This is a genomic window from Cellulomonas hominis, from assembly GCF_014201095.1.
In the GTDB taxonomy this organism is placed as follows: Bacteria; Actinomycetota; Actinomycetes; order Actinomycetales; family Cellulomonadaceae; genus Cellulomonas; species Cellulomonas hominis.
The window spans coordinates 2,304,834-2,325,703 of the sequence record NZ_JACHDN010000001.1 but is presented as its reverse complement, the minus strand read 5'-3'; the positions used below and the strand labels follow the sequence as shown (position 1 = coordinate 2,325,703).

The following is a 20,870-nucleotide window of genomic DNA, read 5'->3' as shown; positions in this document are numbered from 1 at the left end:
CTGGCGCCAACCGATCGCACGAGGAGGTGCCGCATGTCCGTCGCATTCGACGTCGAGCGTGTCCTGGCCGAGCTCACCCTGGAGGAGAAGGCCGCGCTGACGTCCGGCTCCGACTTCTGGCACACCGAGGGCGTCGAGCGCCTGGGCGTGCCGGAGGTCATGGTCACCGACGGCCCGCACGGGCTGCGCAAGCAGGCCGAGAGCGCCGACCACCTGGGCATCGGGAACTCCGTGCCCGCCACCTGCTTCCCGCCCGCCGCCGCCCTGGCGTCCACCTGGGACGTCGACCTGCTCGACCGCGTGGGCCGCGCGCTGGGCCGGGAGACCCGCGGCAACGAGGTCGCCGTGCTGCTCGGCCCCGGCGTGAACATGAAGCGCTCGCCGCTGTGCGGGCGGAACTTCGAGTACCTCTCCGAGGACCCGGCGCTCGCCGGCGACCTCGGCGCGGCCCTGGTCGCCGGCATCCAGTCCGAGGGCGTCGGGACGTCGCTCAAGCACTACGCCGCGAACAACCAGGAGACCGACCGCATGCGGGTCTCCTCCGACGTCGACGAGCGGACCCTGCGCGAGATCTACTTCCCGGCCTTCGAGCGGGTCGTCACGCGCGCCCGGCCGTGGACGGTCATGTGCTCGTACAACCGGATCAACGGCACCTACGCGTCGCAGGACCACTGGCTGCTCACCGAGGTGCTGCGTGACGAGTGGGGCTTCGAGGGCCTGGTCGTGTCCGACTGGGGCGCCGTCGTCGACCGGGTCGCCGCGCTCGCCGCCGGGCTGGACCTCGAGATGCCGGCCACCGGCGGGCGCACCGACGCCCTCGTCGTCGACGCGGTGAAGAACGGCACCCTGGACGAGGCCGTGCTCGACGTCGCGGTGCGCCGGGTGCTGACGATGATCGCGAAGGCCCAGCCGGCGCTCGCCGAGCCGGGCACCGTCGACGTCGAGGCGCACCACGCGCTGGCCCGCGAGGCCGCCGCGGACGGGTCCGTGCTGCTCAAGAACGCCGCGGTCGGCGGGGCCCCGGTGCTGCCGCTGTCCACGGAAGCCGCCGCGGAGGCCGTGGTGATCGGGGAGTTCGCGCGCACGCCGCGCTACCAGGGCGCCGGCTCCTCGCAGGTGAACCCGACCCGTCTGGACGACGCGCTCACCGCGCTGCGCACCGTCACGGGCGTGGACCTGCCGTTCACGGCCGGGTTCTCGGTCGCCGGGGTCGAGGGGTCGCAGGACGCCGACGACGCCGCTCTGCTGGCCGAGGCCGTGGCCGCCGCCCGCGGCGCCGGGACCGTGCTGCTGTTCCTCGGCCTGCCCGCCCCGGACGAGTCCGAGGGCTACGACCGCACGCACCTCGGCCTGCCGGCGAACCAGCTCGCCGTCCTGCGCGCCGTGGCCGAGGTGAACGACCGGGTCGTCGTCGTGCTGGCGAACGGCTCGGCCGTGTCCGTCGAGTGGCAGGACTCCGCGGCGGCGGTGCTCGAGACCTGGCTGGGCGGGCAGGCGGGCGGCTCGGCCGTCGCGGACCTGCTGCTCGGCGTCCGCAACCCGTCCGGCAAGCTCGCCGAGACCATCCCGCACCGCGTCGAGGACACCCCGGCGTTCGGGAACTTCCCCGGCGACAACGGGCACGTCCGGTACGGCGAGGGCGTGCTGATCGGCTACCGCTGGTACGACACCCGCCTGGTCGACGTCGCCTACCCGTTCGGCCACGGCCTGTCGTACACGACGTTCGGCTACTCCGACGTCGCGGCGACGGTGTCGGGCGAGGGCGCGGGGTCGTCGGTCGAGGTGCGCGTCACCGTGACCAACACGGGCGCGCGCGCCGGCGCCGAGACCGTCCAGGTGTACGTCGGCGACCCGGAGGCGGCCGTGCTGCGGCCCGTCCGCGAGCTCAAGGCGTTCGCCAAGGTGACGCTGGAGCCGGGCGCCTCCCGGACGCTGACGTTCACGCTCGGCGCGCGCGACCTGTCGTACTGGCACCCGGGGCTGCGCCGCTGGGTCGTCGGCGGCGGCCGCACGGTCGTCGAGGTCGGCGCCTCCTCGCGGGACATCCGGGGCACCGCCGAGGTCGCCGTCGCCGGGGAGCCGCTGTGGGGCGACCTCACCGCCGACGGCACCGTGAACGAGTGGCTGGCGCACCCGGTCGGCAAGGAGCTGCTCGGGTCGGCGTTCGGCGAGGCCACGGCCCGGCTCGACGCCACCATGCTCGCGATGATGGGCGACATGCCGATGCGCGTGGTCGCGAGCTTCGGGATGGGCGGCTTCGACCTCGACGGGCTCGACGCCCTGGTCGCGCGGTCCCGGACCGCCTGAGGCCTCGGCCGTCCCCGCAGGCCCGTCGCGCACCCGGCGCGTCGGGCCTGCGGCGTCCGGTGCGGCGGGCATCACAGCGCGCGGCGGGCCGTGGGTCCCGGACGCCGCGACGGCCCAGGTGAGAGGGTGGACGCACCGGTCCGCGAGGGGCGCGGCCGGACGGGCGAGGGAGGCACGGACATGGCAGCACCGCGGGTCGTCGTGGTCGGGGGCGGGTACGGCGGGGCGCGCGTCGCCTCCCTGCTGGACGACGTGGCCGAGGTGGTGCTGGTCGAGCCGAAGGACGCCTTCGTCCACGCGTCGGCCGCGCTGCGCGCGGCGGTCGACCCGGTGTGGGAGTCCCGGGTCTTCTTCCCGTACGACCGGCTGCTCGAGCGCGGGCGGGTCGTGCAGCAGCGCGTCGAGCGGGCGACCTCCGCGGGCGTGCAGCTCGGGGACGGCACGTCGCTGGACGCCGACTACCTGGTCCTCGCGACCGGGACGTCCTACCCCTTCCCCGCGAAGTTCATCGAGGCGGAGACCCGCGTGGCGCAGGCCCGGCTGGCCCGGATGCGCGAGGGCCTGGAGCGGGCCGAGCGCGTGCTGGTGGTCGGCGCCGGCGCGGTCGGCCTCGAGCTCGTCGGGGAGCTGCTCGACTCCTACCCGCACCTGGCGATCACGGTCGTCGACCAGGCCCACGACGCCCTGACCAGCGGCGACTACCTGCCTGAGCTGCGCGCGGCCGTGCACGAGCAGCTCGACGGCCGGGACGTCCGGTTCGTGTTCGGCTCGCGGCTCGGCTACCTGCCGCCGGTCGACGTGGGCGTCCACGAGCCGTTCGCCGTCGAGACCGAGGCCGGCGAGCGCATCGAGGCGCAGATGTGGTTCCGCTGCTACGGCAACCTGCCGGCGAGCGACTACCTGGCCGGCGACCTCGCGGACGCGCGCAACGGGCTCGGCGAGGTGCGGGTCGACCCGACGCTCGCCCTGGCCGGGCACCCGACGGTGTACGCGGTCGGCGACATCACCGACGTGCCGGAGTCCAAGCGCGCCTCCGCGGCCCGGGACCACGCAGCCGTCGTGGCGCAGAACATCCGCGCCGCGATCGCCGGCGAGGCGCCGTCCGCGACGTACGCGCCGGCGCCGGAGCGGATCGTGCTGCCGCTGGGCCGCAGCGGCGGCGCCTCCCAGGTGACGGACGAGGAGGGCGCGCACCGCATCCTCGGCGCGGAGGAGACCAGCCGCATCAAGGGCGCGGACCTCTACTCGACCGCGATGGCCGAGCTCTTCGGCTGAGCAGTGCCCGGCGCCCCGCCCGCCGAGGTCGTCGGTCCAGCCCGAGGTCGTCGGTCACGCACCCGGCCGACCGGCGCAACCGACGACCTCGGCGCCGCCCGGTCCGGGACCGGCGCGGTCAGGGGCGGGCGGCGAGGCGGCGGCGGCGCAGGCGCGTCCAGACGAAGCGGATCACCACGAACGCGATCGCCGCGTACACGGCGTAGTTGATGTAGTCGGAGTAGTGGCCGACGTCCTCCCACTGCGCCCCGAGGACGTACCCCGCGACGATGAGCAGGGTGTTCCACACGGCGCTGCCGACGGCGGTGTAGAGCAGGAACCGGGTCTGCGGCATCCGCTCCAGCCCGGCCGGGACGGACACGAGCGAGCGCACGACGGGCACGCACCGGCCGATCAGCACCGCGGCGCCGCCGTGCCGGTCGAACCACGCCTCGGCCCGGTCGAGGTCCTCGACCTCCATCAGCGGGACCCGCGCCAGCCACCGGCGCAACCGCTCCCGGCCGAGCCAGGCGCCGAGCCCGTACAGCGCCCACGCCCCGGCGACCGCGCCGGCGGTGGCCCCGACGATCGCACCGGCCAGGTTCATCTCGCCCTGGCTCGCGACGTACCCGGCAACCGGCAGCACGACCTCGGACGGGATGGGCGGGAACAGGTTCTCCAGCGCCACCAGCAGGCCGACGCCGACCGGGCCGAGGGCCTCCACGACGCTCACCACCCACCCGGCCAGCCCCGTCAGCTCGGACGTGCCGGAGCCCGGGGCGGCGGCGGTCAGGGCGGCGAGGGCGGCGTTCATCGCGTTCGATCGTCGCACGGGGAGGGTCGCCCGGCGCGACGACGCCCGCCCGGCCGCGGGGGCGGGGCGGGCGTCGCGCGGGGCGCTCAGGCCCGGCTGAGCACCAGGCCGGGGGTGTCGTCGGCCGGGCGGGTGACCCGCACCGTGTCGCCGTCGTGCACCTCGCCGGCGAGCAGCATCCGGGCGAGCCGGTCGCCGATCTCGCGCTGCACCAGGCGGCGCAGCGGCCGGGCGCCGTACGCCGGGTCGAAGCCCTCGATCGCCAGCCACTCGCGGGCGGCCGGGTCGACGTCGAGCGTGAGCCGGCGGTCCTTGAGCCGCGCCGCGAGCGACGCGACCTGCAGGTCCACGATCCGGGTGATCTCCTCGAGCGACAGCGGGTCGAACAGGACGACGTCGTCGAGCCGGTTGAGGAACTCCGGCTTGAACGCCGCCCGCACGGCCTCCATCACGCCCGCCCGCCGCTGCTCCGGGTCGAGCAGCGGGTCCACGAGGTGCTGCGAGCCGAGGTTGGACGTCAGCACGAGGATGACGTTCCGGAAGTCCACCGTGCGCCCCTGCCCGTCCGTGAGCCGGCCGTCGTCGAGCACCTGCAGCAGGATGTCGAACACCTCGGGGTGCGCCTTCTCCACCTCGTCCAGCAGCAGCACGGAGTACGGGCGCCGCCGGACGGCCTCGGTGAGCTGGCCGCCCTCCTCGTAGCCGACGTACCCCGGGGGCGCCCCGATGAGGCGCGCGACGGAGTGCCGCTCGGCGTACTCGGACATGTCGATCCGGACCATGGCGCGCTCGTCGTCGAACAGGAAGTCCGCGAGCGCCTTGGCGAGCTCGGTCTTGCCGACGCCGGTCGGGCCGAGGAACAGGAACGACCCGGTCGGCCGGTCGGGGTCGGCGATGCCCGCCCGCGAGCGGCGCACGGCGTCCGACACGGCGGCGACGGCGGCCCGCTGGCCGATCAGGCGCTGGCCGATGACCTCCTCCATGCGCAGGAGCTTCGCGGTCTCCCCCTCGAGCAGCCGCCCGGCGGGGATGCCGGTCCACATCGCCACGACCTCGGCGATCTCGTCCGGGCCGACCTTGTCGGCGATCATCGGGGTGTCGGCGGCGACCGCGGCGTCCGCCGCGCGCTCGCTGGCCTCGGCCTCCGCGATCTCCTTCTCCACGGCCGGGATCTCGCCGTACTGCAGGCGCGCGGCGCCCGCGAGGTCGCCCTCGCGCAGCAGCCGGTCCGCCGCCGAGCGCAGCTCGTCCAGGCGCGCCTTGAGGTCGCCGACCAGGTTGTGCCCGGCCTTCTCCTTCTCCCAGCGCGCGGTGAGCCCGGCGAGCTCCTCGCGGCGGTCGGCCAGGTCGGCGCGCAGCTTCTCCAGCCGCTCGGCGGAGGCGGGGTCGTCGGCCTCGGACAGCACGACCTCCTCCATCTCCAGCCGGGTGACGGCGCGCTGCAGCTCGTCGATCTCGACCGGGGACGAGTCGAGCTCCATCCGCAGCCGGGACGCGGCCTCGTCGACCAGGTCGATGGCCTTGTCCGGGAGCTGGCGGCCGGTGATGTACCGGTCGGACAGCGCGGCGGCGGCGACCAGGGCGGCGTCGGCGATCGTCACCTTGTGGTGCGCCTCGTACCGCTCCTTGAGCCCGCGCAGGATCGCGACGGTGTCCTCGACCGACGGCTCGCCGACGAAGACCTGCTGGAACCGGCGCTCCAGGGCGGGGTCCTTCTCGATCCGCTCGCGGTACTCGTCCAGCGTCGTGGCGCCGACCAGCCGGAGCTCGCCGCGGGCCAGCATGGGCTTGAGCATGTTGCCGGCGTCCAGTGAGGACTCAGTGCCCGAGCCGCCGGCCCCGACGACGGTGTGCAGCTCGTCGATGAAGGTGACGACCTCGCCCTCGGACGAGGTGATCTCCTGCAGGACGGCCTTGAGCCGCTCCTCGAACTCGCCGCGGTACTTCGCGCCGGCGACCATCGCCGCGAGGTCCAGGGAGACCAGGCGCTTGCCGCGCAGGGACTCCGGCACGTCGCCGGCCACGATGCGCTGCGCGAGGCCCTCCACGACGGCGGTCTTGCCGACGCCGGGCTCGCCGATCAGCACCGGGTTGTTCTTGGTCCGGCGGGACAGCACCTGGATGACGCGGCGGATCTCGGCGTCGCGGCCGATGACCGGGTCGAGCTTGCCGTCCCGGGCGCGCTCGGTGAGGTCGACGCCGTACTGCTCGAGCGCCTTGTACGTGCCCTCGGGGTTCGGGCTGGTCACGCGCGCCGACCCGCGGACGGACGGCAGCGCGGCGGCCAGCGCGTCGCGGGACGCGCCCTGGGCGCGCAGGGCGTCCGCGACGCCGGTCTGACCGGCGGCGAGCCCGAGCAGCAGGTGCTCGGTCGACACGTAGTCGTCCCCGAGCGTCCTGGCCTCGGCGGAGGCGGCCTCGATCGCGGCGGCGGTCGCGCGCGACGCGGTGGGCTGCGCCACGGACGAGCCGCTCGCGGCGGGCAGGTTCACGAGGATCGCGCGCACGGCGCGACCCAGGGCCCCGCGGTCGGCGCCGACCGCGTCGAGCAGGCCGTTCGCCACCCCGCCCTCCTGGGCGAGCAGCGCGTTCAGCAGGTGGGCCGGCTCGAGCTGCGGGTTCCCCGCCGCGGACGCCTGCTGGATGGCGTCGCCGATGGCCTCCTGCGACTTGGTGGTGAGCTTCGCGTCCAACATCCCCTCCGTGCTTCGGTGTCTGGTTCCGTGCGGTGCAACCGCTCCGAAGTTGAGCCTATTCCGCTCAACTCTGCGCGTCGAGCCGAGAGGGCCGCACGGAGGGTCACCCCGGGTCACGCCGGATCGCATGACGCGTGTCATGTCCAGTCATGACTCTGACTCGCGTCACTCGGGGTTGTGACGATGTTCACCGCGCGCCGCCCCCGTGCCCCGGGGGCCCAGCCGGAGCGTCCGTGACCTGACCAGCGGCATCGGAGGTCCGACGCGATTGATCGGGCATGTCCGAACTGCACGGTTCTGATCTGCGCATATCCGGACATACCACCCATGCGGTCAGTGATCCATCTCACATTCGGTGCCCGGATTGCGTGCGGGGAGTTGCGCTCGGCGGACCCGGGCGAACACTCTGGGACCACTCCCACGAGGGGCACCACCGACTCACAGGAACGACCCGCCGACCACGTCGCCACCCGTCCGAACGGGTGACATCCGGTCCGACGACCGCCCGTTCGCCAGTCACAGCGAGCACCACCGCCCGACCCTCCCGGCCCTCGCTGGCCCCCAGTCCTCGCCGCGTCACCGTCGCCGCTGGCCCCACCCCCGGCCCCGAGGTGAGCGATGTTCATCTTCATCCTGCAGATCCGGCACATGCTCGACGAGCAGGCCGAGCTCTACCTGTTCACAGTCTTCTCCGCCCTCGTCTGGGCGCTCTGGCTGCTCAAGGTCGGCCTGTCCCGTCGGTACCGCCCGTGGGTCGCTGAGCACCACGAGACCACCAGCGTGATCGTCCCCGTCGTGGACGAGCCGCTCGACCTGTTCCGCGACGTCCTCACGCGCGTGACCGAGCAGCAGCCGGACGAGGTCATCGTCGTCATCAACGGCGCGCGGAACCCCGGTCTGGAGCAGGTCTGCGACGAGTTCGCGCCGCTCGTGCGCTGGGTGCACACCCCGATCCCGGGCAAGCGCAACGCCGTGAAGATCGGCACCGAGATGTCGAAGCACGACATCACCGTGCTCCTCGACTCCGACACCGTCTGGACGCCCGGCACGCTGTCCGAGCTGGTCAAGCCCTTCGCGGACGCGAACGTCGGCGGCGTCACCACCCGGCAGCGCATCCTCGAGCCGACCCGCTCCTGGATCACCCGCTGGGCGGACTGGCTCGAGAACTCCCGGTCCCTGTACTCGATGCCCGCGCAGTCGGTGCTCGGCCAGGTGGGCTGCCTGCCGGGCCGCACCATCGCCTTCCGGCGGCACATCCTCATGGAGGTCATGCACGACTTCATGACCCAGCGGTTCATGGGCGTGTTCCTCGAGGTCTCCGACGACCGGACGCTGACGAACCTCACGCTCAAGCAGGGCTACCGGACCGTCTACCAGCACACGAGCCTCGTCTACACGGACGCCCCGCTGCAGGTGAAGAAGCTCTTCAAGCAGCAGCTCCGCTGGGCCCGCGGCAGCCAGTACAACACCCTGCGCATGCTGCCCTGGATGCTCGGGCACGCCCCGGTGCTGTCGATCTTCTTCCTCGCGGACATCATCCTGCCGTTCCTGCTGGTCGGGACGATCGCCGGGTGGGTCTACCGGTCGGTGAGCGGCACGGGCGTGAACCTCTACGAGGCGATGCTCGAGACCTACGGCGCCCAGGCCGGCTGGTTCTGGGTCATCGCGCTGATGGTCGTGTCCTCGGTGCTGTCCATGGCGATCCGGCAGATCCGGCACCTGCAGGAGGTCCCGAGCGACTTCTTCCGGCTGCCGGTGTTCATCATCGTCTCGACGTTCTTCCTCATGCCGGTCCGGCTGCTCGGGTTCCTGCGGATGGCGCACGCGTCCGGCTGGGGCACCCGCGCCGGGGCCTACGCCGGCGGCGACCCGGGCGCGGAGGCCGCACCGGCCGCGCAGCACGAGCGGCCGACGCTCGCGGCCGAGCTCGACCTCATGAGCCGGCCCGCGCCGGTCGACGTCGTGGACCGCCCGTTCCCGACGCAGCGCGACCACGGCGGCACCGCCGTGCCCGTCCCGGTCGGGGCGCCCGAGCGCTCCGCCGAGGCCGGCGGCACCGCCCCGGCCGCGGCGCCCGCCCCGCGCGGCGCCGCAGCCCCGGTGGCTGACGCCACGCGCCGGCACGCCCGCACGCCCGCCCCCGCGCCGGCCCGCCGCCGGCTCAACCCCCTCGCGGCCATCCCCTACGGCATCGCCGTGGTCCTGTTCGCCCTGGAGGCACTGCTCTATGTCTGACGCACCGACCCCCACCCCCACCGGCAAGGCCTGGTGGGCGCCCACGATGGGCCGGATGACCGTGCGCGCGCGCATCGCGACCGCGGCCGTCGTGGCCGGGCTGCTGGCCGTCACGCTGGTCGTCTGGAACACCCCGGCCGTGTCCTCGCTCGTCGGGGCCGACGCGGACGAGCCGACCGCCGCGGAGCTCGCGCTCCGGGAGCGGAACGCCGAGCTCGAGGCGCAGCTGCACACGAGCCGGTCGCAGACCGACGCGCTGCGCGACGTCCTGGGCGACGAGCAGGCCGCCCGCAAGAAGGGCGAGGAGGACCGCGCCGCGGCGCAGGCCCAGCGCGAGGCCGACGCCGCCCAGCAGGAGCAGGCCGAGCAGGGCACCGGGTCCTCGGGCTCCTCGCGGTCCACCGGCTCCGGGCGCCGCACCGCCGGCTCGTCCGCCGCGGGCGGCGGCACCGTCACCGCGGGCACCCGCGGGGACCGCCCGAACAACCCGTCCACCCCGGTCGCCGACGACCCCGCCGCCCCGCCGGCCGGCCCCGCCAAGCCGGCCGCGCCGAGCCGGGCCGCGCTGCTCGACCCGGCCACCCGCTACTTCGGCATGTACACCGAGCAGGCCCCGTTCAACTGGGCGACGTTCGACGACGCCGCGCAGAGCGTCGGCCGGTCGCAGAACATGGTCGGCTACTTCGGCGGCTGGGACGAGCGCTTCCGCGCCAACGCCGTCACCCGGGCCTGGGAGCGCGGGCTGATGCCGATGCTCACGTGGGAGTCGCGGCCCATCGGGTCGCAGAACGACGTGGTGGACGAGCCCGAGTACAGCCTGCCGAAGATCATCGCCGGCGACTTCGACGCCTACCTCACGCAGTACGCGCAGGACATCGTCGCCACCGGGCTGCCGCTCGCGATCCGCCTGGACCACGAGATGAACTCCACCTGGTACCCGTGGGCGGAGCAGACCTCGGCCGGCGCCCCCATCAACGGCAACGGCGTGGGCGACTACGTGCGGATGTGGCAGCACGTGCACGACGTCTTCGAGGCCGCGGGCGCGAACCAGTACGTCATCTGGGTCTGGGCGCCGAACATCGTGAACAACCTGCCGTCGCGGTTCCAGGACCCGGCGTTCCTCGAGGCGCTGTACCCCGGCGACGCGTACGTGGACTGGGTCGGCGTGTCCGGCTACCAGCGCCCGCCGTTCAAGGCGGAGAACGACTCCACCTTCGACTACACCTACGGACGCACGCTCGAGCAGCTGCGCGCCATCACCGACAAGAAGATCCTGCTCGCCGAGGTCGGCGCGTCCGAGATCGGGGGCACCAAGCCCGCGTGGGTGCGGTCGTTCTTCCAGGGCTTCGACCCGGGGGCGAACGACGACGTCATCGGCCTCGCGTGGTTCAACCTCGCGGTGACCACCTACGTCGACGGGCAGCTCGCCACCAACGACTGGCGGGTGGACTCGCGGGCGAACAGCCTCGAGGCCTTCCGCACCGGCATCGCGGACCCGGCGCGGCGGTTCGGCGGGCAGGCGCTCGCGACCGCGGCGGCCGCCGAGCCCGCGGAGCCCGCGCCGGCCGCGACGACGGCCGCGGCCGAGCCGACGCCGGAGCCGACGCCCACCGCGACGCCGGTGCCCACCACCACGCCCGAGCCCACGCCGGCGCCGACCGCCACCCCGTCGGCCGCGCCCAGCCCCACCCCGGCGGCGACCCCGTGACCCGCCGCGCCCGCACCGCCCGACCCGCCCGCACCGCCCGCGCCCAGCGCCCCACCGTGAGGAGCACCCCCATGCACGACGCGTCCCCCTCCGCAGCCGCCGTCCCCGCGGAGCCCGCCGAGCCCGGGCGGTCCCCGCTGCGGATCAGCGTGTTCGGCACCGGCTACCTCGGCGCCACCCACGCCGTCGCGATGGCCGAGCTCGGCTTCGAGGTCCTCGGCGCCGACACCGACCAGGGCAAGGTCGACGCCCTGGCCGCCGGCAAGGTGCCGTTCTACGAGCCCGGGCTGGACCCGCTGCTGGAGAAGCACCTCGCGACCGGCCGTCTGCGGTTCACGGCGGACCTCGCCGCCGCGGCGGCCTGGGGCGACGTGCACTTCATCTGCGTCGGCACCCCGCAGATGAAGACCAGCCACGCCGCGAACCTCGCCTACGTCGAGTCCGCCGCGACGACGATCGCCCGGAACCTCACCAAGGACGCGCTGATCGTCGGCAAGTCCACCGTCCCGGTCGGCACCGCCGCGCGGCTGCGCACCCTGGTCGCCGAGCAGGCGCCCGCGGGCGTGGACGTCGAGCTCGTCTGGAACCCGGAGTTCCTGCGCGAGGGCAAGGCCGTCGACGACACGCTGCACCCCGACCGGGTCGTCCTCGGCGGGACCAGCGCCCGCGCCGAGGCCACGCTCCGCGAGGTGTACGCCGGGCCCATCGCCGAGGGCACGCCCGTCGTCGTCACCGACCTGCCGACCGCCGAGCTGGTGAAGGTCAGCGCCAACGCGTTCCTCGCGACGAAGATCTCGTTCATCAACGCGATCTCCTCCGTGTGCGAGGCCGCAGGCGCCGACGTCACCGTGCTCGCAGACGCCCTGGGCCACGACGTCCGGATCGGCCGGCAGTTCCTCGACGCCGGGCTCGGGTTCGGCGGCGGCTGCCTGCCCAAGGACATCCGTGCCCTGATGCACCGCGCCAACGAGCTCGGCGCCTACCGGGCGTCGGCCCTGCTGCAGCAGGTGGACGAGATCAACATGGGCCAGCGCGAGCGCGTCCTGGACCTCGCGGTCGAGGCGTGCGGCGGGTCGGTGCTGAACCACCGGATCGGCGTGCTGGGCGCGGCGTTCAAGCCGCACACCGACGACGTGCGGGACTCCCCCGCGCTCAACGTCGCGGCGGCGCTGCACCTGCGCGGCGCCCAGGTCACCGTGTACGACCCCGAGGCGGGCGACACCGCGCGGCGGTCGTTCCCGACCCTGTCGTACGCCACCTCCGTCGAGGAGGCCGTCGAGGGCACCGACGTCGTCCTGGTCCTCACCGAGTGGGACCAGTTCGTGCAGGCGGACAGCGAGAAGCTCGCCGGCCTGACCTCGACGCCCCGGGTGATCGACGCGCGCGGCAAGCTCGACCCCGCGCGCTGGCGGGACGCCGGGTGGCAGTTCGCCGGCCTGGGGCGGACCGCCGCCTGACGGGCGGCCACCGGTCGGGGGCGTCCCGGCGGTCCGCGCGCGGGGACCGCGGGGGCGCCCCCTTCCGCGTGCCGGTGCCCGGTGCTGGGATGGCGGGAGCGGCCGGGGACCCCCGGCCCCGGCGTCCGGGGAGGACGAGCATGAGCGTGCACGAGCAGCCCTGGGCCGACGGCACCCCCTGCTGGGCGGAGCTCTCGGTCCCCGACCTCGGGCTCGGCCGGCAGTTCTACGGCGGGCTGCTCGGCTGGGAGTGGGAGGTCGGGCCCGAGGAGACCGGGTTCTACAGCCAGGGCGTCGTCGGCGGCCGGCACACCGCCGCGCTCAGCGGCTACCTGCCCGGCGGGCCCGACGCGCCCGTCGCCTGGCTGACGTTCCTCGCGACCTCCGACGCCGTGGCCACCGCGGACCGCGCGGCCGCGGCCGGGGGCCAGGTGCTCGCGCCCGTCATGGACGTCATGGGGTACGGCCGGATGGCGGTGGTGGTCGACCCCGTCGGCGCGCCCGTGGCGCTGTGGGAGGCGGGGACCTCCGTCGGCGCGCAGGTCGTGAACGAGCCCGGGGCGATGACCTGGAACGAGCACATGTCCGCGGACCCGGCCGCCGCCCGCGCGTTCTACGGGTCGGTCGCCGGCTGGACGTACACCGACATGAGCGCGCCCGGCTTCGACTACACGACCGCCGAGGCCGGCGGGCGGACCGTCGGCGGCATCGGCGGCCCCGCCGAGCGCCCCGAGTGGGCCGTGTACTTCGCCGTCACCGACACCGACGCCGCCGCGGCGGCCGCCGTCCGGCTCGGCGGGGCGGTGTCCTCCGAGCCGCAGGACACGGAGTACGGGCGGCTCGCGGGCATCACCGGGCCGTTCGGGGAGCGGTTCTGGCTGATGTCCACGGACGAGCCGAGCAGCCCGCCGGCCGGGTGACCGCGGCGCGTCCGGGGGCCGGGGCGGGCGCGGCTACCCTCGACGCCGTGCGTACCTCCGACGACCCGGCCACGCCGCGGCCCGGCGACGCGTTCCGGCACGCCCCGAAGGCCGAGGGCGAGCCGATCCGCACCTTCCACCCCCGGCGGGCGACGCTCGGCGAGCGGCGCACCGACGCCCTCGAGCGCCTGTGGCCGCGGTACGGGTTCTCCGTGCACGACCCGGAGCTCGGCCTGCCCCCGACCCGCCCGGACGGCACGCTCGACGCCGCCGCGCTCTTCGGCCGGGAGGCGCCGCTCGTCCTGGAGATCGGCTCCGGCATGGGCGACGCGACCGTCGTCATGGCCGCCGCCGACCCGGGGCGCGACTACCTGGCGGTCGAGGCGCACCTGCCCGGCATCGCGAACCTGGTCGCGATGCTCGACGAGCAGGGGCTCACGAACGTCCGGGTCGCGCACGGCGACGCGCTCGACCTCGCGCGCCGCGTGCTCGCCCCGGACTCGCTCGACGCGGTGCACGTGTACTTCCCGGACCCCTGGCCGAAGGCCCGGCACCACAAGCGGCGGATCATCGCCCCGGCGCACGTCGCGCTGCTCCGCAGCAGCCTCACCGTCGGCGGGACGCTGCACTGCGCGACGGACTGGGAGCCGTACGCCGAGCAGATGCTCGAGGTGGTCGACGCGGACCCCGGGCTGACGAACCCGCACGGCGGGTACGCCCCCCGCCCGGAGCACCGGCCCGTGACGCGGTTCGAGCGTCGCGGGCTCGCGGCGGGCCGGGCCGTCCGGGACGTCATCGCGACCCGGACGGCCTGACAGCGGGCGCCTCCGGGCACCGAGCGCGCGGTCCCGGCGGGTCAGGCCCCGCCCGCGTCCGCCGCGAGGTCGTCGATCCGCAGCACCCGGTCCGCCGTCCGCACCGCACCGGGGCGGTGCGCGATCACCAGCACCGTCCGTCCCCGGCACACCTCGGCCAGCGCGTCCTGGATCTCCGCCTCGGTCGCGACGTCGAGCTGGCTGGTGGCCTCGTCGAGCACGAGCACCGGCGCGTCGAGCAGCAGCGCCCGCGCGATCGCGACCCGCTGCCGCTGCCCGCCGGACAGCCGCTCCCCCATCTCGCCGACCCGCGTGCCGTACCCGTCCGGCATCGCGACGACCGCGTCGTGCAGGGCGGCGCGCCGGCAGGCGGCCTCGAGCTCGGCGTCGGTGGCGTCCGGGGCGGCGAGGCGCAGGTTCGCGGCCAGGGTGTCGTTGAACAGGTACGTGCTTTGGCCGACGACGGCGACGTGCCGGCGCAGGTCGTCGAGGTCGACGTCCCGGACGTCGACGCCGCCGAGCAGCACCCGGCCGGCGTCCGGGTCCCACGCGCGGGTCAGCAGGTTGACCAGGGTCGACTTGCCGGAGCCGGACGAGCCGACGACGGCGGTCGTGCTGCCGGCGGGGACGTGGAGGTCCACGCCGTCGAGCACCCGGCGCGGCGGGGCGGCGGGGGCCGACGCGTCAGCGTCGTCGGCGTCCGCCGCCGGGTAGGCGAAGGCGACGCCCTCGAACCGGATGTCGAGCGGGCCGTCCGGCAGCGGGACCGGGTGCGCGGGCGACGTCGTCGCCGGGGCGGCGTCGGTGACCCGCCAGATGCGCCGGGCCGCCGCGAACGCCTGCTCCAGGTCGGGCGCGACGTCCTCGACGGCCAGCACGGGGGTGAACACCGCGAGGGCGAGCACGACCGCGACGGCGGAGGACGGCCAGTCCAGCGCGCCCGCGGACACCCGGCCGGCGGCGACCAGGGCGACCGTCGCGACGGCGGCGACCAGCAGGACGGAGTTCGCCGCCCGCCGGCGCGCCGTCCAGGCCGCGAGCGTGCCGAGCCCCGCGGAGACGTCCCCGGCGACTTCCCGGGCGGCGACCCGGCGGCGGTCGGCGGCACCCGAGGCGAGCACCTCGCGGATGCCCTGCAGCGACTCGGTGACGAGCTGCGCGAGGCGGCCCCGCGCGGCGCGGACGCCGGTCGCGGCGGCGGCGCTCGGCTCCCGGCCCCAGGCGGGGACGACGGCGCCGACCAGGACGAGGAACGGCAGCAGGACCAGCGCGAGCAGCGGGTCGTACCCGACCGCCAGCACGACGAGCACGCCGGCCGGGACGACCACGGCCGCCACGGCGGGGACCAGGGTGTGCGCGAAGAACACCTCGACCCGGTCGACGTCCTTGGTCGCCCGGTTCACCAGGTCGCCGGTGCGCTGGGACAGGACGCCGGCCGGGGACTGCGGCGCGAGGCGGTCGTAGAAGTCGACGCGGAGCATCTCCAGCGCGCGGAACGCGACGAGGTGACCCGTGAACTGCTCCAGGTAGCGGAGCACGCCCTTGGCGAGCGACAGCGCGACGAGCGTCCAGACCACCGGCGCGACCGGGGCCGCCGGGTCGTCGGCGACGTGGGCGACGCCCCACGCGGCGACGGCCAGCAGCGCGATGCCCAGGCCCTGCCCGAGCACCCGGCACACCAGGGACGCGGCGAGCGGCGGCAGCACCGGGCGGCCGAACCGGACCAGGCGGCGGGAGATCGCGGCGCGGGTGAGCGGCGGGGCGGGGGCCGGGGCGGGGGCCGGGGCGGGGGCCGGGGCGGGGCTCGTGGCGGTCACCGGGTCACCTCCGGCGCGGCGAGCGGCGCGCCGGCGAGGCCGGACAGGTCGAGCGCGCGGGCGTAGTAGGAGTCGATGCTGCCGAGCCGGTCGGGCGGGCCCTGCTCGACGATGCGGCCCTCCGCGAGGACGAGGACCTCGTCGGCACCGCGCACGGTGCTGAGCCGGTGCGCGACCAGCACGACGGTGCGGCCGTCGCCGGCGCGGTCGAGCGCCTCGACCAGCGCGGCCTCGGAGGCCGCGTCGACCTGGCTGGTGGGCTCGTCGAGCAGGAGGACCGGGGCGTCCTTGAGCAGCGCACGGGCCACGGCGACCCGCTGCGCCTGCCCGCCCGACAGCGACAGGCCGCGCTCGCCGACCCGGGTGGCCAGCCGGTCCGGGAACGACAGCACGTCGTCGGCGAGGTTGGCCTGCTCGAGGGCGTGCCAGAGCAGGTCGTCGTCCGCGTCGGGCGCGGCGAGGCGCAGGTTGTCGGCCAGCGTGCCGGTGAACAGGTAGGTCGACTGCGCGACGACGGCGGTCTGCGCCCGGACCCAGGCCACGGGGACCTCGGTGGCGTCGTGGCCACCGACCCGGACCGTGCCGGAGCCGGGCCGCAGGTGCGCCTGGAGCAGCGCCGCGACGGTGCTCTTGCCCGAGCCGGACGGCCCGATCAGCGCGACCCGGCCGCCGCGCGGCACCGTGAACGAGACGTCGTCCAGGACCGGGCGGCCGCCCGGGTACGCGAACGAGACGTGGTCGAGCGCCAGCGCCTCCTGCCCGGTCCCCCGCGGGCCGGCGAGCGTGCTGGTGGCCGGGGCGCGCACGCCGGGGGCGTCGGCGGCGACCGGCGGCTGGTCCAGGACGCCCTCGATCTCGCGGACGGCGGCGCGCCCGCCCATGCCGACGTAGAAGAACTGCCCGACGCGGTCGAGCGGCTCGAGCAGCACGGTCGACACCAGCACCACGGCGACGGCCTGGCCCGGGGTGATCGCTCCGTCCCGCAGCCGCAGCATCGCCAGGCCGGCCGCGGCCGTGACCATCGCGAGCGAGAACGACGCGTCGATGACGAGCAGCACCAGCTGGTTGCGCGCGAGCAGGCGCATGACCATCCGGCGCAGCTGCTCCGCCGAGCGCGCGAGCTCGGCCCCCTTCGCGGCGGCGCGGGTGAAGGCCGTGGACGTCGGCAGGCCCTGGATGGCGTCGAGGAACTGCGCGGCGAACCGCCGGGACGTCATCCGGTACTGCAGCGAGACGCCCCGGAACGCGCGCTGGAACCCGCCGACCAGCAGCGGGATCGCGGGCAGCGCGAGTGCGAGCCAGCCGGCGACGACCCAGTCGACGGCCGCGCCCAGCGCGACGAGCGCGACGACCGGGACGGTCATCGACGCGATGATCGGGAACCGGAAGGTGGTCTCGTAGGACGCCGCGCGCTCGACCCCGTCGGTGGCGGTCGACACGAACCGGCCGGACCGCTCCTGCGTGCGGAACGCGACTCCGAGCCGGAAGACCTGCTCGAGCAGCACGTCGCGGCGCTCCGCCTCGCGCGGGCCGACCGCGCCGAGGCTGACCCGCGGGCCGGTGAACGCGGCGACGGCCAGCACGACGACCGCGCCGACGAGCACCGCGACCGCCCCGCCCGGCACGCCCGCCCCGTCCCGCGCGGCGTCCAGGACGGCGCCGAGCGCCAGGTAGGCGGCGGTGGTGGCCGCGGCGACCACCCAGGTGAGGACCGCGGGCACGAGGACGACGGCGCGCGGCGTGGGCGGCGTGGCCGGGGCGCCGGGCGCGCGCTCGGGGGCGGGGCCGGAGCCGGGCCGCCCGGGATGGGCTCCGGGGTGCGCTCCGGGGTGCGCGCCCGGGCGCCCGCCGGGGTGCGCCGCCGGTCGCGCGCCGGGGTGGCCGGCGGCGGGGGCGGGACCGGAGGGTCGGGGGGAGGTCATGCGGGGTCGTCCTTGCCGAGGAGGGAGGGGAAGGGGCGCGCCGGACACGGTGCCACGTGCGGACCGCCGGCGCGACACGCCCGTGCGGGACCGCCGCGGGGTCGTCCCGCGGCGGTCCCGCGTGCGCGGGCGGCCGTCACCGGCCGCCCGCGCGGGTCAGGCCAGGTCCCGGACCGGGCGGCGGCGGCGGACCGCCACCGTCAGGACCGCGCCGAACAGCAGCAGCGCGGCGGCGAACCCGGCCGCGTCCGCCGGGTCGACGCCGGTGGCCGCCAGGTCGCCCGACGCGGCGTCGCACGCGACCTCCGCGCCCAGCGGGAGGGTGAACGACACCGGGTCGAGCGCCGCGCCGGCCTGGTAGAAGCCCTCGAACACGGTGGCGCCCGCGGCCGTCAGCGTGGCCGGCACGCCGGACCAGGCGGCCCGGGACGCGTTCGACGACGACGTGCCCGCGCCCAGGTCGAGCGTCGCCAGCGCCACGCGCGACGAGCCCGACGGGCCGGAGACCGTCAGGGTGAGCGTCGCCGAGGACGCGCTCGTCACGCGGACCTGCGGGTCGGAGAACGTCAGGTCGAGCGCGCCGGCGTGCCCCGTGAAGTGCACGCCGCCCGACCAGCGGGTCGCGCCGAGCGAGGACGCGGCGTTGAACCGGCCGGTGCCGCCGGACCAGGTCCACGGGCCGGAGCCCGAGACGCCGGAGGCGGAGACCGAGCCGTTCGCGACCGGCCCGGTCACGTAGGTGCGGAACGACTCCCGCACGCCCCACGTGAACGTGGCGCCGTCCACCGCGCGCGCGACGCACGTGGGCTGCGCGGCGGTCACCGTGATCGGGAACTCCAGCGTCTGACCGGCCCCGATGAGCACCAGGGTGTGCGCGCCGGCCGGGGTGGCCGCCGGGATGGCGAAGGTGACCGCCACCGTCCCGGACGCGTCCGCGGTCAGGTTGCTCGCGAGCAGGACCGGGTCGGAGTGCAGCTCCAGCCGGATGCCGCCCTCGTGCGCGCCGAAGCCGTTCGCCGTGAGGGTCAGCTCGCCGCCGGCGACCACCGAGCCGGAGCCCGACGTGCCCTGGAGCTCGCGCACCGGGGCCGGGTCCGTGCCGCCGCCGGTGCCGCCCCCGGTGCCCGGGAGCGTCGGGGTGGTCGGCGTCGTCGGCGTGCCGCATTCCGCGGCCGCGCCCAGCGGCAGCGTGAACGTCACCGGGTCGAGCGGGGCTCCCGCCGGGTAGAAGCCCGCGAACGCGGTGCTGCCCGCGGCGGTCAGCGTGGCCGGCACGGCGGACCAGGCGATGCGGGAGCCGTCCGACGTCGACGTGCCGCCCGCGAGGTCGAGCGTGGCCAGCGCGACGCGCGACGAGCCCGCCGGGGAGGTGACCACCGTGCTGAGCGTGGCCGTCGTGGCGCCGGTGACCTCGACGCGCGGGTCGGCGAACGTGAGGTCCAGCTCGCCGTCGTGGCCGGTGAACCGGACGGCGCCGGCCCACCCGGCGGTCGCCAGGCCGTCGGCGCCCACCACGCCCGTGCCCGCGGACCAGGTCCAGGGGCCGGTGCCGGTCACGCCGGTGGTCGTCACCGAGCCGTGCGCGACCGGGCTGGTGATGTAGGTGCGGAACGACTCGCGCACGCCCCAGGAGAACGTCGCGCCGGAGACGGCCACGCACCCGGGCTGCGAGGTCTCGCCGCCACCGGTCTCGCCGCCACCGGTCTCGCCGCCGCCGGTCTCGCCGCCGGTCGCCGCGAACGCGATCGCGACCGCCTGCTCGTTGCCCGGCTGCACGGCGCCCGCGGCGCCGAGGGTGAACACCGCGAGGGTGCCGCCCGGGAGCGCCTTCGCGTCGAGGCTCGACTTGTCGATCGTCACGGTCCAGGTGAAGTCGGCGGTGCCGTCACCGTTCTCGGTCCACCGCAGGTAGCCGTTGCCCTCGTTCGCGGACTGGACCCACTGGTTGTACGCGTTCGTGCGGGCCGAGCTCGAGGCGCCCTGCGACGGGCGCCACTGCTCCGCGAGCCAGCCGACCTGCACGTAGACGCCCGCGGGACGGGTGGTCGTGCCCGGGTAAGCGCCCATCGCCGAGGTGTCGTAGTTCTCGCCGGTCACGGTGATCGTCGCGCCCGCGGGGTCGAGGCCCTCCGTGGCGGACACCGAGAGCCGCGTCGCGGCGGGCTCGGGGTCCACCGGGTCCACGGGGTCCACCGGGTCCACGGGGTCCACGGGGTCGACCGGGTCGACCGGGTCGGTCGAGCCGCAGCCCTCGAGCGCCGCGCCGGCGGGGAGCGTGAAGGTCACCGGGTCGAGCACGGTGCCCGCGGGGTAGAAGCCCGCGAACGCCGTGGCGCCCTCGGCGGTCAGCGTCGCGGGGACGCCGGACCACGCGACCGTCGAGGCGTCGCCACCGGACGTGCCGCCCGCGAGGTCGAGGGTCGCCAGGACGACGCGCGCGGAGTCGGGGGCCGTCGCCACCGTCGTGGTGAGCGTGCCGGTCGTGGCGCCGGTGACCTGGATCTCGGGACGCGAGAACGTGAGGTCGAGCGCGCCCTCGTGCGCGAGGAAGTGGACGCTGCCGGCGTCCCACGCGGCGGTCGCGAGCCCGTCCTCGCCGACCGTGCCTGTCCCGCCGGACCAGGTCCACGGGCCGCTGCCCGCGACGTCCGTCGCGGTGATGGTCCCGCCGGCGAACGGGCCGCCGACGTACGACCGGAACGACGCCTTCACGCCCCAGTCGAGCGTGCCGCCGGTGACCCCCACGCAGGTGGGCCCCCCGGCCGCGGCGGTGTCGTCCGCGACGGCCGCCACCCCTCCCGCGAGCGCCGTGCCCGCCCCGACGACCAGCGCGACCAGCGCGCCGGCGACCGCGCGCCAGGCGCGGCTCCTCGTACCTCGGTGCATCGTCTCCCTCTCCGTCCCGGCATCCCGGGCATCCGACGG

General features: G+C 75.8%; 12 protein-coding genes. 7 read left to right on the top strand and 5 right to left on the bottom strand.

Annotation, left to right across the window (positions count from 1 at the left end; translation table 11 throughout):
- The first annotated feature begins 33 nt into the window (after positions 1 to 33).
- Complete coding sequence (locus HNR08_RS10845; RefSeq protein WP_146832770.1) at positions 34 to 2,307, top strand: aryl-beta-d-glycosidase; 2,274 nt, start codon at positions 34 to 36, stop codon at positions 2,305 to 2,307.
- A gap of 180 nt (positions 2,308 to 2,487) precedes the next feature.
- Positions 2,488 to 3,582, top strand: coding sequence for an FAD-dependent oxidoreductase (locus HNR08_RS10840; protein WP_146832773.1), 1,095 nt, complete (start codon positions 2,488 to 2,490; stop codon positions 3,580 to 3,582).
- A 118-nt stretch (positions 3,583 to 3,700) separates the two neighbouring features.
- Here HNR08_RS10840 and HNR08_RS10835 read toward each other — a convergent pair whose 3' ends face one another.
- On the bottom strand, positions 3,701 to 4,375 hold the full coding sequence (locus HNR08_RS10835) for a DedA family protein (RefSeq protein ID WP_146832776.1): 675 nt from the start codon (positions 4,373 to 4,375) through the stop codon (positions 3,701 to 3,703).
- A gap of 86 nt (positions 4,376 to 4,461) precedes the next feature.
- Positions 4,462 to 7,068, bottom strand: a complete 2,607-nt coding sequence (clpB, locus tag HNR08_RS10830) for an ATP-dependent chaperone ClpB (protein WP_146832999.1) — start codon at positions 7,066 to 7,068, stop codon at positions 4,462 to 4,464.
- 621 nt (positions 7,069 to 7,689) lie between these two features.
- Here clpB and HNR08_RS10825 point away from each other — a divergent pair.
- From HNR08_RS10825 to trmB, 5 genes are all read left to right on the top strand, one after another.
- Positions 7,690 to 9,306, top strand: a complete 1,617-nt coding sequence (locus HNR08_RS10825) for a glycosyltransferase family 2 protein (protein WP_146832779.1) — start codon at positions 7,690 to 7,692, stop codon at positions 9,304 to 9,306.
- Entirely contained in the window at positions 9,299 to 11,014 is a 1,716-nt protein-coding gene (locus HNR08_RS10820; RefSeq protein ID WP_221286345.1) for a glycoside hydrolase family 26 protein, read from the top strand. The genes HNR08_RS10825 and HNR08_RS10820 overlap by 8 nt, the downstream gene beginning before the upstream one ends.
- 71 nt (positions 11,015 to 11,085) lie before the next feature.
- Entirely contained in the window at positions 11,086 to 12,471 is a 1,386-nt protein-coding gene (locus HNR08_RS10815) for a UDP-glucose dehydrogenase family protein (RefSeq protein WP_146832782.1), read from the top strand.
- A gap of 140 nt (positions 12,472 to 12,611) precedes the next feature.
- Complete coding sequence (locus tag HNR08_RS10810) at positions 12,612 to 13,391, top strand: VOC family protein (protein ID WP_146832785.1); 780 nt, start codon at positions 12,612 to 12,614, stop codon at positions 13,389 to 13,391.
- 47 nt (positions 13,392 to 13,438) lie between these two features.
- Positions 13,439 to 14,206, top strand: a complete 768-nt coding sequence (trmB, locus tag HNR08_RS21745; protein WP_146832788.1) for a tRNA (guanosine(46)-N7)-methyltransferase TrmB — start codon at positions 13,439 to 13,441, stop codon at positions 14,204 to 14,206.
- A 41-nt stretch (positions 14,207 to 14,247) separates the two neighbouring features.
- Here the strand turns inward: trmB and cydC are convergent, their stop codons facing one another.
- From cydC to HNR08_RS10790, 3 genes are all read right to left on the bottom strand, one after another.
- A complete protein-coding gene (gene cydC, locus HNR08_RS10800) occupies positions 14,248 to 16,023 on the bottom strand; it encodes a thiol reductant ABC exporter subunit CydC (RefSeq protein ID WP_146832791.1) in 1,776 nt (591 codons plus the stop codon).
- A complete protein-coding gene (locus HNR08_RS10795) occupies positions 16,020 to 17,945 on the bottom strand; it encodes an ABC transporter ATP-binding protein/permease (protein WP_146832794.1) in 1,926 nt (641 codons plus the stop codon). The genes cydC and HNR08_RS10795 overlap by 4 nt, the downstream gene beginning before the upstream one ends.
- A 156-nt stretch (positions 17,946 to 18,101) precedes the next feature.
- Complete coding sequence (locus tag HNR08_RS10790) at positions 18,102 to 20,831, bottom strand: HtaA domain-containing protein (protein ID WP_146832797.1); 2,730 nt, start codon at positions 20,829 to 20,831, stop codon at positions 18,102 to 18,104.
- Between the last annotated feature and the right edge of the window lie 39 nt (positions 20,832 to 20,870).